Source organism: Vibrio renipiscarius (genome assembly GCF_000827885.1).
GTDB classification, from domain to species: Bacteria; Pseudomonadota; Gammaproteobacteria; order Enterobacterales; family Vibrionaceae; genus Vibrio; species Vibrio renipiscarius.
In genome coordinates, this window is the sequence record NZ_JTKH01000006.1 from 556,012 (window position 1) to 569,525 (window position 13,514).

The 13,514-nt window shown below is 45.8% G+C and carries 14 protein-coding genes; 5 read left to right on the plus strand and 9 right to left on the minus strand.

Features of this window, described 5'->3' with window-relative positions; all coding sequences use genetic code 11:
- Nucleotides 1–167 precede the first annotated feature (167 nt).
- Nucleotides 168–1,715 (minus strand): DUF3360 family protein, encoded by a 1,548-nt coding sequence (locus OJ16_RS05710; protein ID WP_040988267.1) that lies wholly within the window; start codon nucleotides 1,713–1,715, stop codon nucleotides 168–170.
- Between the two features lie 659 nt (nucleotides 1,716–2,374).
- Between OJ16_RS05710 and OJ16_RS05715 the strand changes: the two genes are divergently transcribed.
- The 4 genes from OJ16_RS05715 (at nucleotide 2,375) to OJ16_RS05730 (ending at nucleotide 5,633) form a co-directional block, all read left to right on the plus strand.
- Complete coding sequence (locus tag OJ16_RS05715) at nucleotides 2,375–3,145, plus strand: ABC transporter ATP-binding protein (protein WP_040988269.1); 771 nt, start codon at nucleotides 2,375–2,377, stop codon at nucleotides 3,143–3,145.
- 166 nt (nucleotides 3,146–3,311) lie between these two features.
- Nucleotides 3,312–4,079, plus strand: coding sequence for an ABC transporter substrate-binding protein (locus OJ16_RS05720; RefSeq protein WP_040988271.1), 768 nt, complete (start codon nucleotides 3,312–3,314; stop codon nucleotides 4,077–4,079).
- Between the two features lie 132 nt (nucleotides 4,080–4,211).
- On the plus strand, nucleotides 4,212–4,952 hold the full coding sequence (locus OJ16_RS05725) for an ABC transporter permease (RefSeq protein WP_040988273.1): 741 nt from the start codon (nucleotides 4,212–4,214) through the stop codon (nucleotides 4,950–4,952).
- A 3-nt stretch (nucleotides 4,953–4,955) separates the two neighbouring features.
- Nucleotides 4,956–5,633 (plus strand): ABC transporter permease, encoded by a 678-nt coding sequence (locus OJ16_RS05730; RefSeq protein WP_040988275.1) that lies wholly within the window; start codon nucleotides 4,956–4,958, stop codon nucleotides 5,631–5,633.
- Between the two features lie 70 nt (nucleotides 5,634–5,703).
- On the opposite strand, the gene OJ16_RS05735 is transcribed toward OJ16_RS05730, so the two are convergent.
- Genes OJ16_RS05735 through OJ16_RS05765 form a run of 7 tightly spaced genes read right to left on the minus strand, consistent with a single transcriptional unit; the run spans nucleotide 5,704 to nucleotide 12,228 of the window.
- On the minus strand, nucleotides 5,704–6,510 hold the full coding sequence (locus tag OJ16_RS05735; RefSeq protein WP_040988277.1) for a LytR/AlgR family response regulator transcription factor: 807 nt from the start codon (nucleotides 6,508–6,510) through the stop codon (nucleotides 5,704–5,706).
- Complete coding sequence (locus OJ16_RS05740; protein WP_040988279.1) at nucleotides 6,507–7,562, minus strand: sensor histidine kinase; 1,056 nt, start codon at nucleotides 7,560–7,562, stop codon at nucleotides 6,507–6,509. The genes OJ16_RS05735 and OJ16_RS05740 overlap by 4 nt, the downstream gene beginning before the upstream one ends.
- Nucleotides 7,562–8,842, minus strand: coding sequence for a hypothetical protein (locus OJ16_RS05745; RefSeq protein ID WP_040988281.1), 1,281 nt, complete (start codon nucleotides 8,840–8,842; stop codon nucleotides 7,562–7,564). The genes OJ16_RS05740 and OJ16_RS05745 overlap by 1 nt, the downstream gene beginning before the upstream one ends.
- Before the next feature lie 2 nt (nucleotides 8,843–8,844).
- The gene (locus tag OJ16_RS05750) at nucleotides 8,845–9,624 is read right to left on the minus strand and encodes an outer membrane lipoprotein-sorting protein (protein WP_040988283.1); all 780 of its coding nucleotides are present in this window, start codon (nucleotides 9,622–9,624) and stop codon (nucleotides 8,845–8,847) included.
- Nucleotides 9,617–10,882 carry an ABC transporter permease gene (locus OJ16_RS05755; RefSeq protein ID WP_040988285.1) on the minus strand — a complete coding sequence of 422 codons (1,266 nt, stop codon included), beginning with the start codon at nucleotides 10,880–10,882 and terminating at the stop codon, nucleotides 9,617–9,619. The genes OJ16_RS05750 and OJ16_RS05755 overlap by 8 nt, the downstream gene beginning before the upstream one ends.
- Complete coding sequence (locus OJ16_RS05760; RefSeq protein WP_040988287.1) at nucleotides 10,870–11,568, minus strand: ABC transporter ATP-binding protein; 699 nt, start codon at nucleotides 11,566–11,568, stop codon at nucleotides 10,870–10,872. The genes OJ16_RS05755 and OJ16_RS05760 overlap by 13 nt, the downstream gene beginning before the upstream one ends.
- Before the next feature lie 9 nt (nucleotides 11,569–11,577).
- Nucleotides 11,578–12,228: a hypothetical protein gene (locus OJ16_RS05765; protein ID WP_040988289.1), complete on the minus strand. Its 651-nt coding sequence runs from the start codon at nucleotides 12,226–12,228 to the stop codon at nucleotides 11,578–11,580.
- Between the two features lie 334 nt (nucleotides 12,229–12,562).
- Here OJ16_RS05765 and OJ16_RS05770 point away from each other — a divergent pair, with 334 nt between their 5' ends.
- On the plus strand, nucleotides 12,563–13,156 hold the full coding sequence (locus OJ16_RS05770) for a hypothetical protein (protein WP_040988290.1): 594 nt from the start codon (nucleotides 12,563–12,565) through the stop codon (nucleotides 13,154–13,156).
- Between the two features lie 49 nt (nucleotides 13,157–13,205).
- On the opposite strand, the gene OJ16_RS05775 is transcribed toward OJ16_RS05770, so the two are convergent.
- Nucleotides 13,206–13,466, minus strand: coding sequence for a hypothetical protein (locus tag OJ16_RS05775; protein ID WP_040988291.1), 261 nt, complete (start codon nucleotides 13,464–13,466; stop codon nucleotides 13,206–13,208).
- Between the last annotated feature and the right edge of the window lie 48 nt (nucleotides 13,467–13,514).

A 13,514-nucleotide genomic window follows, 5' to 3' on the forward strand; every position in this document is an offset into this window, starting at 1 on the left:
CACAAACCTATAGAAATTGTCACTACTCTTTATGTGGAATCTTACCAGTTCATTTTCAAGGTTACACTAAAAAAATTTTGAAACCTTAAACTAAATCAACAAATCCTAAAAAAAGTTTATAAAAAGGGGGGCTCAAATGTCAGCCCCCCACAGTTATAGCTTAAAAATTATAGGAATGCCTTAAGACCGTATTGATCTTCAAGCATACCAACTGCCAGCATTGCAACCAAACAGATTACAAGTACACCAACAGGGATAACAATCTTATCAACGAATGACAGACGAGCAGCACGCTCTTTGTCACCGATTAGACCGTTGTTATCTAGAAGCATGGTTAGTGCCCAAGCTAGAACAGGGTTCACTACTGCAGAACCAAAGATACAGATACCTGCCGCTTGTGAGTCTTTAGAGTCTTTAACCATCTGCATACCCGCTTCAAGTAGAGGTAGAGATACACCTACTAATAGAGCAACACGCATTACTGGTGGCCATACTGCGATATCCATTGGGAAACCAAGGATCGCGATGATCATAACCAATAGACCTAGCAAGATTGCGCCGCCAGGGATAGGGCGTTTCGCGATCGCAGCTGGGATCATGTAAGTACCCCAAGATGAAGTGATGTTACCACCACCAACTGCAGTACCAACCATTTGGCGGATAGAACACATGGTCATTGTATCATCTACATCCATCAGTACTTTTTCAGTACGACGAGGGTAGTTCAGTTCTTGGAAGATACGGTGACCAAGGAAGTCTGGTGACCACATTGCAACAGCAAGGATAGCAAACGGCAGTGATGCGATGAAGTGCTGCATGTTTGGTAGACCAAGCATCCAACCTTCTTCAGTGCTACCCCACCAGTAAACTGGGTTTAGGTTAGGAAGACCCGTTTCGGTTACAAACTTGATGTCAAAACCAGCGCCAAGGATAAGCGCAATGATTAGACCAGTTGCCGCACACACTGGAATCGCTAACCAACGCTTGTTTACTTTTGCAAGTAATGCGTAAAGTGCGATAGTCACAGCAAGAACAATCAGACCGACGTAACCCATGCTGCCAGCTTCAACGGTTGAAGACTGCAAACCAACGGCCCATTCCTGGATCGAGGTGATTTGGCTCATGGTACCGGTTAGGCCCAAGAAGATCAGCAAGCCGCCAGCGGTGCCTTCAGAGGTCAAATTGACTAACTTAGAGCCGCCTTTCAGGAAGCTTAAGATTAGACCAAAGATACCAATCAAAATAGCCAATGCTAGAGGGTGTGCACCGGCAAGAGCGATCGTACCGATAAGAGGAATCATTGGGCCGTGGTTGCCTGCTAGGTTCGCCTTAGGGTTGATAAAACCTGAGGCAAGAACACAGAATAGGAATGCTGGAATAAGCATTTCAACACGAGCAACTTCAATCGCAAATTCTTTACCAAGATTTACGTGATCCCAAGCGGCTGATAAGCCTTCTGCCCAAGACATCATTACCGCAGAGTACATTGCGATGATGCCGATAGTGCCAGCAAGTGCTGGAACTAGGTCTTCTAATTCGAAACGAAAATCACGACCAGGAAGGTTTAGAGCGAAGCGGCGAGGCTTCATAATTTGTAGTTCGTGATCTAGGTAATCTGAACGGGTTTCGAACTCCGATGCTGGACGGTGCAGCTCTTGGTAGCTCTTGTTCTCGATATCCGAATCAGAATGCGGCTTATTGACAGCGTCTGACATAGATTCCTCATATTTAAATTTAAAAAGTGAATGATTTTTTAAAGTCGCTTGTCTTTAATTATTGTCTAAACGACTGCATAGCAACGATAAGCGTCACTGATAGTGGTCCTTATACCGCTTGTGTGGCACGAAGTCTACGTGCTTTTAGGCAAGGCACAATCCAGATAAAAACAGCGTGTTTAGAGCTTATCTCTCGGGAGTTTAGCGTGCTAATAATGCTGATTGATTGATTTAGATCACTTTATGAAAGAATGTGAAACAAAATTACGCAGAATGGTTAAAGTTTGATTCATTGAGGGAGTCGTGCTGAAAAAACATTTCAGAATGTAACTATTACTAGACGTCGCACATTTGTTTTATTTTTGTGTTGAATGCGTGTCGACTTTCATGATTGAGGTGATGAATGAAGGTAATTTGTTAATGGTCTTTGTGGGGTGGTAGGTCGGTTAATGATGCTTTTAATGCGCAAAAAGAAGGTCAATCAACTAACAAGTGAATGTTTAATCATATTTGTTGACTATATATTGGTATTTTTCAGGTTAATAATTTGTTGCGTAATTTTAATCTTGATGCTAACTTGAAACCAGTTTGGGAGGAGCCCATAAACGGATCGATGTCTTTTTCTGATCGGTTGAATTAAGTACAGGGAGTAATGGCGCATGAGTGATGTATCCGCGCTTAATATCAAAAATCTGCACAAAACGTTCGGTAAAAATCAAGTATTAAAAGGTATTTCTTTAGAGGCGCATAAAGGTGATGTGATTTCTATCATTGGTTCCTCTGGTTCTGGAAAAAGTACCTTTCTTCGCTGTATTAACCTTCTTGAAACTCCCACTGCCGGTGAAATTTGGGTCAATGGTGAATTGATCGAAATGAAAAACGGCCGTTTAGGAGAGGCGGTTCCAGCGAATAATAAGCAAGTTCAGCGTATTCGTTCTCGTTTAGCGATGGTTTTCCAAGGCTTTAATCTCTGGTCACACATGACGGTGCTTGAAAACGTCATCGAAGCGCCAATACATGTATTAGGTGTATCAAAAGCACAAGCAATAGAAAATGCGGAGTTGATACTAAAGAAAGTCGGGTTATACGAACGCAAAGACTATTATCCGGGCCATCTTTCCGGCGGCCAGCAACAGCGTGCCGCAATCGCTCGTGCGTTGGCAGTTGATCCAGAAGTCATGCTATTTGATGAACCAACGTCTGCGCTTGATCCTGAATTGGTTGGTGAAGTCCTTGGCGTGATGCGTGATCTGGCCGAAGAAGGCCGAACGATGTTGGTCGTGACGCATGAAATGGCATTTGCGCGTGATGTTTCCAATCACGTGATGTTTTTACATCAAGGATTAGTGGAAGAGCAGGGGAATCCAGACAACTTATTTACCAATCCAGAATCAGAACGCCTTCAACAGTTTATCTCTTCTATTTATTAATCGCTCTAGTTAGAGGTGATGACGTCACTTCTATCGTTGGGCGGTGATGCGTCGCTCAGTTTAGCGAGGCTATTTTAGAAACGATAAAGACCGAAATGAACGAGATAAGGCACTCGATAAAAGCAATACAACATTAAAAAGTAAAAACAATCACAGGAGTATGGATATGAAAAAGTGGTTAGTCGTCGCAGCACTGGCAGCGACAACGTTGACAGGTATGGCCCAAGCGAAAGAATGGAAAACCGTTCGTTTTGGTATTGAAGGTGCTTACCCTCCATTTAGTTGGACGGAAGCCGATGGTTCACTGAAAGGCTTTGATGTCGACATGGCCAATGCGCTGTGCACCGAAATGGAAGTGAAGTGTAAAATTGTACCGCAAGATTGGGACGGCATTATTCCATCACTGTTAGCGCGTAAATACGATGCGATAATCGCGGCAATGTCGATTACGGAAGAACGTAAAAAGAAAATCGATTTCACGGGCAAATACGCTCTTATTCCAAACAACTTTATCGCGAAGAAAGACGCAGGTTTGAACTTTGATAACCTAGCTGGCGTTAAAATTGGCGTACAACGCGCAACCACACATGACAAGTACCTAACCGATAACTATGAAGACGTTGAAATTGTCCGTTACGGTTCATTTGATGAAGCCTACCTTGATTTAGCCAATGGCCGTATTGCTGCTGTACTCGGCGACGCGTCAGCGCTTGAAGAAGGCGTATTGAATGCTAAAGGTGGTGAGGATTACGAGTTTGTGGGCCCTTCATTGACTGACCCACAATGGTTCGGCGAAGGTTTTGGTATTGCTGTACGTAAAAGAGATAAAGACCTGACGGAAAAATTAGATGCCGCGATTCTTTCTTTGCGTGAGAAAGGTATCTACCAAGAAATTGCAGCCAAGTACTTCAACTATGATGTCTACGGTAAGTAATCAGTAGACCGGCCAGTCTATGTTGTCGGGCGGTGAACATCATCGACCTCTTGAGGCTGGTATCAACGACCGTTGGCTTGTTCAGAGAATGCGCTAACGGTCGGTTTTAAGTTCAGGGGCAGGAATTTACCTATGCTGGATCTTCAAGGATATGAAACCTCCATCTTAAATGGGGCCTTGCTTACCATACAAGTCGCACTCTTATCACTGTTGCTGGCAATGACCTTGGGCATGATAGGGGCATTAGCTAAATTAGCGCCGTACCGTTCCGCTCGCGCGATTGCCACACTTTACACCACGATTATCCGCGGCATTCCTGACCTTGTGCTGATGATGCTTATCTTTTTTGGTGGGCAAATATTGCTCAACAACAGTTTGTATTCGATCAATGAATGGCTCAACGAGTGGTTCACCTCAAGTAACCCAAACCATGAGTGGACAGCTTATTTACCTGACTATATTGATGTCAGCCCCTTTGTTGCTGGTGTGTTGACGATTGGATTTATCTTTGGCGCTTATATGGCAGAGACCTTCCGTGGTGCGATTATGGCCGTGGATAAAGGAGAACTGGAAGCGGCCAAAGCTTACGGGATGAGCTCAACGTTAGCGTTTCGCCGTATTTTGTTTCCACAAATGGTGCGCCATGCGTTGCCTGGTTTTGGTAACAACTGGCTCGTTTTGCTCAAAACCACTGCATTAGTGTCGATCATTGGCCTTGAAGATATGGTGCGAGTGAGCACCTTAGCGGCGGGCTCAACCAAAATGCCGTTTACCTTTTATATGGCCGTGGCCGTTATATTTCTCTTTTTTACCAGTGTATCGACAGGCTTACTCAAGCTGGTTGAGCGCAAGTTTAGTATTCATGCGAGGTAGAAAATGGATTTTTCTCTGATTATTGAAAGCTTGCCAATTTACTTTGAAGGGTTGTGGACGACGACTTGGTTGGTGGGGTTGGCCCTAATTCTGGGTTTAAGTGTTGCGATACCTTTGGCAATTGCACGTAACAGCGGCAATTATTTCCTGATGGCCCCCAGTTGGGCGTTTATTTACTTTTTCCGAGGCACCCCGTTATTGGTGCAACTCTATTTAGTCTACTACGGCATGGACCAATTTTTCCCAGTCAAAGATACGTTGTGGGAGCATGCTTGGTTTTGTGCTTTGGTGGCATTTGTGTTGAATACTTCGGCTTATACAGCAGAAATCATTCGCGGCGCGATTAACGGCTTGCCAAAAGGGGAAGTGGAAGCGGCGAAGGCTTATGGAATGAGTCCGTCTCAAACGTATCGCCGCATCATATTACCAAGTGCTTTACGTCGTGCGTTGCCTGCTTACAGTAATGAGGTGATCTTTATGCTGCATGGCAGTGCTGTGGCGGGGATTGTCACTATCTTAGACCTGACGGGGGCGGCGCGCTTGGTGAACTCTCGTTACTACGCACCGTTTGAATCGTTCTTAACGGCGGGGCTGTTTTATATGGCGCTGACGTTCATTATTTTGTGGGTGTTTAAAAATGCGGAGAAGAAATTTTTGGCTTATATGCGCCCACTATCGTGAATTGTTATCGCTGATGAAATTACATCGAGTTGTTTAATCAAAGAGTCCCTTAAACCGGGGCTCTTTGATTTTACATGCCTTTAAATAAACTTTGCTGGGCGCGGCTTACGGGCAGTTTGTGCTGCTGAACAGTGATAAACATTCGTCCGGTAAAGTCTTTCGACACTTTTTCAATCGATGCCACTCTGACCACGGTAGAGCGATGAATCTTCCAAAACTCTTCAGGATCAAGTTGAGGTAATAACTCTTTTATTGGCGTTCTAATGAGGTATTCACAATTCTCGTCGGTATAAATCGAAACGTATTTTTCTTCTGCTTTGAAATAGAGCACATCATTTACAGAAATGAGATGGATATCTTCACCGCGTGAGGCCTTAAGCCACCTAAGGTACGGTGTCTTTGCTGGCGTGAGTTGGCTGATGTGTGCAAGTAACTGACTGATGTCCGGCGTTTGGCTGGCGACAGAGAGGTTATTGTCGACATGCTGAATAGATTCAAGGCGCTGTTTTAGCTTCTCACAACATGCGGCGAGGCGATCTTCATTGAGCGGTTTGAGCAAATAATCAACGGCGTTATGCTCAAAGGCCTTGATGGCATATTCGTCGTAGGCGGTAACAAAGACAATGAACGGTTGATGTTGTGTGTGCTGGCGAGGCTGATTAAGTGCTTTGGCCACTGCCATGCCATCGAGTTCAGGCATACGAATATCGAGAAACACCACATCGGGTTGCAGGGTTATAATTTGTTCTAGTGCTTGCTGGCCATCACCGCAAGCGGCCACAATGTCCAACTCTGGCCACACTTCAGCAAGGCAACGATCAAGATGATGGCGAAGTAGAGGTTCATCATCCGCGATGATGGCCGTAATAGCGGTCATGGTAATAATGCCTTTTGATTGGTTGAGAGAGGAGTGATAGGGATAGAAATGGTGACACAGAATCCACCACATTGAGGCTGAGTGACAACCACACTCCCCAATTGCTCATATAGGCCTTTAACGCGCTGTTTAATGTTACTTAATCCGACACCGTTTCCCTTGGTTTCGGTTAATTCATTCAAGCCGACACCGTCGTCTTTGACTTGGATTTTAAGGTGTTGTTGATGTTGCGATAGCGAGACATCAATCGTGCCGCCAGCCGCTTTGGGTTCAATGCCATGTTTGATGGCGTTTTCCACCAGTGGCTGAATGAGCATTGGTGGGATCAAGGCGTAAGTCAGTTGATCATCAACGTTGATAGTGAAATTGAGTCGCTCATCGAGACGAATTTTTTGAATGGCCAAATAGGCACTTAATTGGCGGATTTCACTGTCCACGGTCGTTTCGGATAGACGTGAATTTGCCAAGGTCGTGCGCAGTAGCTCAGTTAACTTGTCGAGCATCATGCGCGCTTTGGTGACATCTTGGCTCATCAAAGCACTGATATTGGCGAGAGTATTGAAGAGAAAGTGCGGCTCAATTTGGCTTTGCATTTGCATCAACTGGCTGAGAATAAGCGCCTTTTCTTGCTCGACTTGTTTTCGTTTCGTTTCTTCTAATAGTTTGTCGGCAATCATCATTTGTTCGCGATTGTAGAAATAGTAAAAACACATTAGAGAGAAGATGATGCCAAGCATGACAACGGGCAGCAGATCAGAGAGATTGGCACCAAGGTAAGTATTCAACCAAAACCAAGCATTTAATGAACCTAGAATGACAGAAAACGTAAGTGAAATAGCACTTTCAATACCATTATGCAGCGTCGGAAATAAATTATTTAGAAAAAAGGACGTGAGCAATGCGGAGTAGCCATAGCCCAAGCTGGTCAGAACATGCACGTAGGCTTTGCCGCCCCAGATGGTGTAGGTGGCAATAGAGACCATTAAGCAAAAGAGACTCGTGATAATAAAGTTACGCCATTTTGGGCTTAGTGTGTCGCGTGAACGGGTCATCAAAACTTTCCTTTAATCGTGAACACCAGTGTACGGTGATCGTTGATTTGCGCGTAAGCAGAATTCGAATTTCCCGTTAGAAATCGTGCAGTGAACTCCAAATCGACGGATGCTTCACCCGTATCTATCCATTGATAAGTCAGCCATTGTGTTGCGATGACGCCGCCGTCTTGTGGCGCAATTAACAGATCTAATTTCGGCGTAATGTCACTGAGCCAATGCCAGTGGGTGTTAGATTGCCATTGTAACCATGCTTCGGCATCCCAACTCCAGTGCAACATGAGGCTATGCTGGGTGAGGTTGTAATGGTTCAAACCTTGGGCGTAAGACATTGCTATTGGCGCAGTTAGCGGGCTCGATTGCAAGGTATTGGCTCGCCTTTTTGCTTGTTGCCACTCGTTGTGACTCCATGCGCGACTATCGTACCAATATTCTCCAATCAAGCTATGGCCGCCCATTGAGGTGTAAGTAAAACCCGCAAGCGCTTGCCATGCGTTGCCTTGCTCTTTGATCTCCACCGATTGATACTGAGAGTTCGGCCATGCATAGCCAATGCTCTTGTGTTGCCACAATGCTTCACTATGAAATTCCCAAGCATCACCAATCACGCTTACCCAACTGCCGCCAAGTGCGCCATGGCGAACATCATCATAATAGGCAATCAACTGGTATTCATGTTGATTGATCTGACCATAGCGACGTAGACCAACGCCTTGTTGTTGATTGGCCTCATCAAACGCATCGACATCGGTGTCACTCCAATGTGAGTTGGTGTAGAGCAAGCTCCATTCCCCGTGAGCATCAAATTGCGAAACCGTGGCGATGGTTGCGCCTTCTTCCACGCTTAAACCAATCGGGTTTTGTCGATAAGGTTTGAACATGTCCAGCGGTCGGTAACCGTAACTCACCCCATAATCGAGACGAATTTTACCAAGGCTTAAATCCACATTGTGTTGGCCAATATCAACATCCCCTTGCCATGCGAGTTCACGGACAATCCACTGGCTATCGACATGTTCAAACCAGCCTTGCGGTTGGCTTTGATAAATATCTTGGCTGTATAGCGCAAAGAGACCGCTCCATTGTCCATAGCCGATCTGTACATCAAGCAAGCCATCGATATGCGATGTTGAGTCGTAACGTGGTTGGATAAAATCACTGTTTTGTCGCTGGTGATTTTGGCCTGAGATGGCCCAATCCCAATCAAACTGCCACGGTGTCGCGTGTGCTGGAAACATCGTGACAGCGGCGAGTAGGCCATAAAGCGGAATTAGGCGCATGATTACAGCTCCGAAGTGCTGTTGCGGGCAAGGAAGCTGGGATTATAAAATTTGTCATCCAATTGCCATGGCGTGATTGATTGATACTCAATCACGGTTTTCTTATCGGCTTGTATTGCGTCAAGCAACGTCATCGCCGTGACCGCCAGCGCATCATTACGTTCACCGCGCGAGAAAGTGGCTTGTTTCGCCAACTTACCAGAGCGCAGATAAAGGTTGGCTTTGATTGGAAACCCCGTTTCTTGCTCTAACCATAGCTCGATGCGCTGATAACTTGCGCCCGTCGTTTTTGCCGTTAGCTCAATCAGGTGTGTCGCATATTGGTTCTGATTCTCGTCATTGACTGACTCGTCACTCAGCCACTGACCTTGATAATCGTCACTCCAAGTGAGTGTGCTGATGTCACCAACAGAAGCGTCGCCGAGTAGTTTTTGCATTGGGGTAATGCGAATCGGGCGGCGACTCTTTGGCATCTGTAGCCAAAAGTTATCTTGTAGCATGAGCATTTTTTGCCCGGCTTCTACTGGTGATTTAAACACCACCAGTGATTCGCGATCAGGGCGGGAATACACATTGTATTGACGCGTTTTATCCAACTCGCCGGCTTTGTATAAGTGAACCAGTGAAATAACACGCGCCGAGACATCATCCATTCGATAGTCGTCGGCTTGCTGTACTAATTGGCTGACTTGGTCATCATTTAATGCTTGGGCTTGGCTTGCTAAGCCAATCAAGGCCAGACTCATTGCAAAAGTGGTGAATAGAGATTGGTACTTAGACATGAATTAGCGCCTCTGTGATCGGTTTGTTTACCCCTTTACGGGCGGAGAAAAACGCGGCGGTTAAGCAGATGGCGAGAACGCCCAGCAGCGCCCATACGGCCAATGAATATGAGAAATAAATCGTCAGTGGATACCCTTGCGTCATGCCGGGTGGTGGTGGCATCTGCACGTCGACCAACATTAAGAAAATACTCAAAATGCCCGTCCCGAGGACACCCAATAGACTGCCGATTATTGCGAGCAGTCCCGCCTCGCGCATAAACCCGCCAATGATTTCGTTGGGGTAATTGCCTAAAGCTGAGAGGGTGCCAATTTCACGGGTACGTTCAGTGACGGACATGGTCATGGTATTGAATAGGGCGACAAACACGACCAACGCCATGATGAGCCCCATGATGCCAAAGATTCGGTCATAAAGATTTTTCACGTTTTGATAGTAAAATGCGCGTTCATGCCATGGCGTAATCTGTAATGCTTGAGGTTGTTGAGCGATTAGTTGGTTAATGGCTTGTGAGACCGCTTCGGTCTGCGTTAGATCAAACAAGAATACTGAAATGGTGCTGACTTTCTCGCTATAGAGCAGGTCTTGTGCACTGTCGATATGAACGAACAGTTGACGCTTATCCATTTCAGGTACGCCAGTTGAATAGATGCCATGCACTTTAAAATCGTACGCATTGAGTGCGCCGTCAGTGGTGGTCGCTAATAAAGTCACCCAATCACCAACCGTAACGTTAAGGTTACGAGCCAAGTCCACCGCTAGCATGACTTCGGGTTCGGTAGGATCATAGCGAGATGATCGCAGGCTGGAGAGTGTCTTGCCTTGTTGAACATCTAAGAAGGGGCCTTTCATGTCAAACTCACGCTCGTTAACGCCGTTACCAATATAAATCGCCGATTTATTGCCGTTAGAAATCAAACCGGTGAAAGCGATATTCGGCTGAACACCGCGTACGCTTTCCATCGCGATGATCCTTTTTATCAACTCATCCGGCTGTTCGAGTCCATTGGACAGAGGCATCTCTTCATCTTTTTGAAAGTAATCAGGCGTTGAGATAATTAAGTGGCCAATATCACGAGCGGTGGATTCTTTTAGGCTTTGATAGGTGTATAAGCCAAAGCCTCCTGTGGCGGTGAGCGCAAATACGGCAATGCTAATAATCAACATCGACATCGCGCTACGACGTTGATTGCGACGCAAGTTGAGCCATGCGAGTCGTATTGAATCATGGATGAATAACGTGATTAACTTGCCCATGAGATCACCTCACTCGCTTGTTCAAATGAATATAACTTGCCATCGAGGAGCTCAATGGTGCGATCACAACGAGAGGCCATACGTGGATCATGGGTGGCCACGACGAAGGTGGTGTTCATCTCGTGGCCGAGGTTTTTCATAATATCGATCACTCGATTGGCCGTTTGGCTATCCAAGCTGGCGGTTGGCTCATCTGCAATCACTAACCGAGGTTGATGCACTAAAGCACGCGCGATCGCAACGCGTTGCTGTTGCCCACCAGAAAGATTATCTGGACGGTGATGGCAGTAGCCATCGAGTCCGACAAGGTCAAGCATTTGCTGCGCTTTATAGTGCTGTTCTTTTCGGCTAAATCCATTGAGTAGCAATGGGTAGGCAACATTCTCCATTGCGCTCATTACCGGCACCAAATTAAAACGTTGGAAAATAAATCCTAAATGGGCACGGCGCAGCATGGCGGCTTGCTTGGCATCTTTGGGAAGTGGTGCTCCATCCATACGAACGTTGCCTTGGTATTGCATATCCAGCAAACCTAAAATGTTGAGTAAGGTGCTTTTACCGCTTCCGGAGGGCCCGCACAGGGCGACCATTTCGCCGGCTAAAATTTCGCCTGACACATCTTTTAGCGCGGGGACAGTTTGATTACCTAATTGGTAATGACGTTCAATGTGGTCGAAATTGATCATAGCGCTTCCTTAACCTTGGCTTGCGACGAGGCTTTTTGCCGTCTGAGTTAGCGGGTTATGCGCATCAAGAGACTCCATGGTGTCTAACCAAACTTGTGCTTGTGGTAAATCGTCCGCTTTGAGTGCTGCGACAATACCGGTGTGGTAGATCCAAGCTGAAGCGGCAAAAGGTTGTTGAACGAAACTCTCGTGATTGAGCAGGTTGAGGTACATGTCATAACCACGATCGAAGTGATTGAACATGTCGGGTAGTGAGGTGTAAGTGACCGCCGCCATGGCTTGCGCTAAGTACGCTTCAGGTAATCCTTGGATGCGCTCTTGTTGGTTGATATCTTCCGGCAAGGTATCGAGTAAGCCGATGCCTTTTGCCATGGTTGCTAGGCCTTTCTCGGTGTACTTCATTTTGTTCCATGGCAGGAAGGCGTCACGGCCTTGTAGCGTTTGTGTGCTGCCTAGATAAATCATTGTGAGAGGTTTCGCGCCTTGCTGATCAATCATTACGTTGAGTTGGTTGTATACGCTTTCAACCATGGCTTTATCGCCTTCAGCGGCTTGAGAGTAGTTGGCCAGAATCTCAGCGGTTGGATTGGCATAGAGAGGAGCGCTGCTGATCGTCGTCGCTAGCAGTGTGCTGAGTAATAATAGCTTGGACTTTTTCATGGTTTGAATCCTTGTCTCTTGGTGAATGATGACAGAATAAGTGACAAAAAAAGTCTCTGCAGGTTGATGAGATAAACGGCGATTTATTAGGATAAACGGTAAGCGGGGCAGATAAGTGGCAGCGTGAACTCAGTCGAGGCAAGAATAGGCAGACGTACAAATGCAGGTGAACCGTGCGGTGCGAGACGCCTTTTGGCGTACTAGAAGGTCAGCGGTATAATCCTACAAGGTTCGCTCGCTTCGTTTTTACGCTTGGTATACAGTGTCCGCTCAGCTTAGCTATGGTGTAAATTACAAGCTGTAAAACGCACAAAAATACAGGAATAAAACTTTTATGAGCGAACTGACTCCTCAGCAAGAAGCCGCCTTAGCTGAATTTAAAGCGAATCTTCATCTGCCGCATGGTGGCTTCTATGCATTGATTGTTGAGCTGAGTAAAAAGCACCAACTGCCGTTTCAAACCGTGCGCTCTGTCGTGATGAAAGCGCAGCGGGCGATTGAGGGCCGCATTCGTTCTGAGTCTGACACGCTGAGCGAGATTGATATTAGCCAAGAACATTGGCGTCATCTCATTGAGCAAGCACTGCGCGATCTTGCCAAAGAGAATACCCAAGTGATGGATGACTTAGCGAACAATTCGAGTTATCAGAAGGCATTGAGTGCAATGTCTCAGTCAATCGATAGTGAAGAACAACGTGAAGATATCTTAGAGTGGTTAATGCAAGCCTACGAGAAAGAAGTGCTTAAGCCTTTATTAGCGATGTTAAGAACCTCGCCACTCTATTGGAAATTGATGCTAGCGGAAGAGCTTAATCAAATGAATGAAACTTGTCGTTCTCAATTTCATGAGTATCCACAGCACGTTGAAGCCGCAGCGCATTTATTTGCTTTGGATGAAAAAGCCAGACTAATGGTCTTAACGGATTGATTTTTAAACTCAGTGATAAGTGGGGCAGTTGCCCCACCTACAATTCTAATTAGCTTTTCTTTTCGAAACAAACAGTCAGTTCAGTCGTTGATTTATTGTCAGTGGTGTACTCTGACGTGTAAACCATCGACCAACCATCATAAGCTGATAATTCTTCATTGGTGTCTGAAGAACCGGTTTCAACGGTCACACAACGCAGCATTTTTGAAGAATTTGTCGCATCGAAATCACGCATTTGGCTCGTCACGTTAGCGCCTGAACAAGCTGTTAGCATAAGCGCGATGATTGAAGCAAATAAACCTTTGTACATAGTGTATCAATCCATATAGAGATATTTCGGCAGCGAAATTAATGGAAT

Coding starts and splice junctions, on each gene's coding strand:
- OJ16_RS05710 (WP_040988267.1), bottom strand. CDS start 1,715: ATGTCAGACGCTGTCAATAAGCCGCATTCTGATTCGGATATCGAGAAC.
- OJ16_RS05715 (WP_040988269.1), top strand. CDS start 2,375: ATGAGTGATGTATCCGCGCTTAATATCAAAAATCTGCACAAAACGTTC.
- OJ16_RS05720 (WP_040988271.1), top strand. CDS start 3,312: ATGAAAAAGTGGTTAGTCGTCGCAGCACTGGCAGCGACAACGTTGACA.
- OJ16_RS05725 (WP_040988273.1), top strand. CDS start 4,212: ATGCTGGATCTTCAAGGATATGAAACCTCCATCTTAAATGGGGCCTTG.
- OJ16_RS05730 (WP_040988275.1), top strand. CDS start 4,956: ATGGATTTTTCTCTGATTATTGAAAGCTTGCCAATTTACTTTGAAGGG.
- OJ16_RS05735 (WP_040988277.1), bottom strand. CDS start 6,510: ATGACCGCTATTACGGCCATCATCGCGGATGATGAACCTCTACTTCGC.
- OJ16_RS05740 (WP_040988279.1), bottom strand. CDS start 7,562: ATGACCCGTTCACGCGACACACTAAGCCCAAAATGGCGTAACTTTATT.
- OJ16_RS05745 (WP_040988281.1), bottom strand. CDS start 8,842: ATGCGCCTAATTCCGCTTTATGGCCTACTCGCCGCTGTCACGATGTTT.
- OJ16_RS05750 (WP_040988283.1), bottom strand. CDS start 9,624: ATGTCTAAGTACCAATCTCTATTCACCACTTTTGCAATGAGTCTGGCC.
- OJ16_RS05755 (WP_040988285.1), bottom strand. CDS start 10,882: ATGGGCAAGTTAATCACGTTATTCATCCATGATTCAATACGACTCGCA.
- OJ16_RS05760 (WP_040988287.1), bottom strand. CDS start 11,568: ATGATCAATTTCGACCACATTGAACGTCATTACCAATTAGGTAATCAA.
- OJ16_RS05765 (WP_040988289.1), bottom strand. CDS start 12,228: ATGAAAAAGTCCAAGCTATTATTACTCAGCACACTGCTAGCGACGACG.
- OJ16_RS05770 (WP_040988290.1), top strand. CDS start 12,563: ATGAGCGAACTGACTCCTCAGCAAGAAGCCGCCTTAGCTGAATTTAAA.
- OJ16_RS05775 (WP_040988291.1), bottom strand. CDS start 13,466: ATGTACAAAGGTTTATTTGCTTCAATCATCGCGCTTATGCTAACAGCT.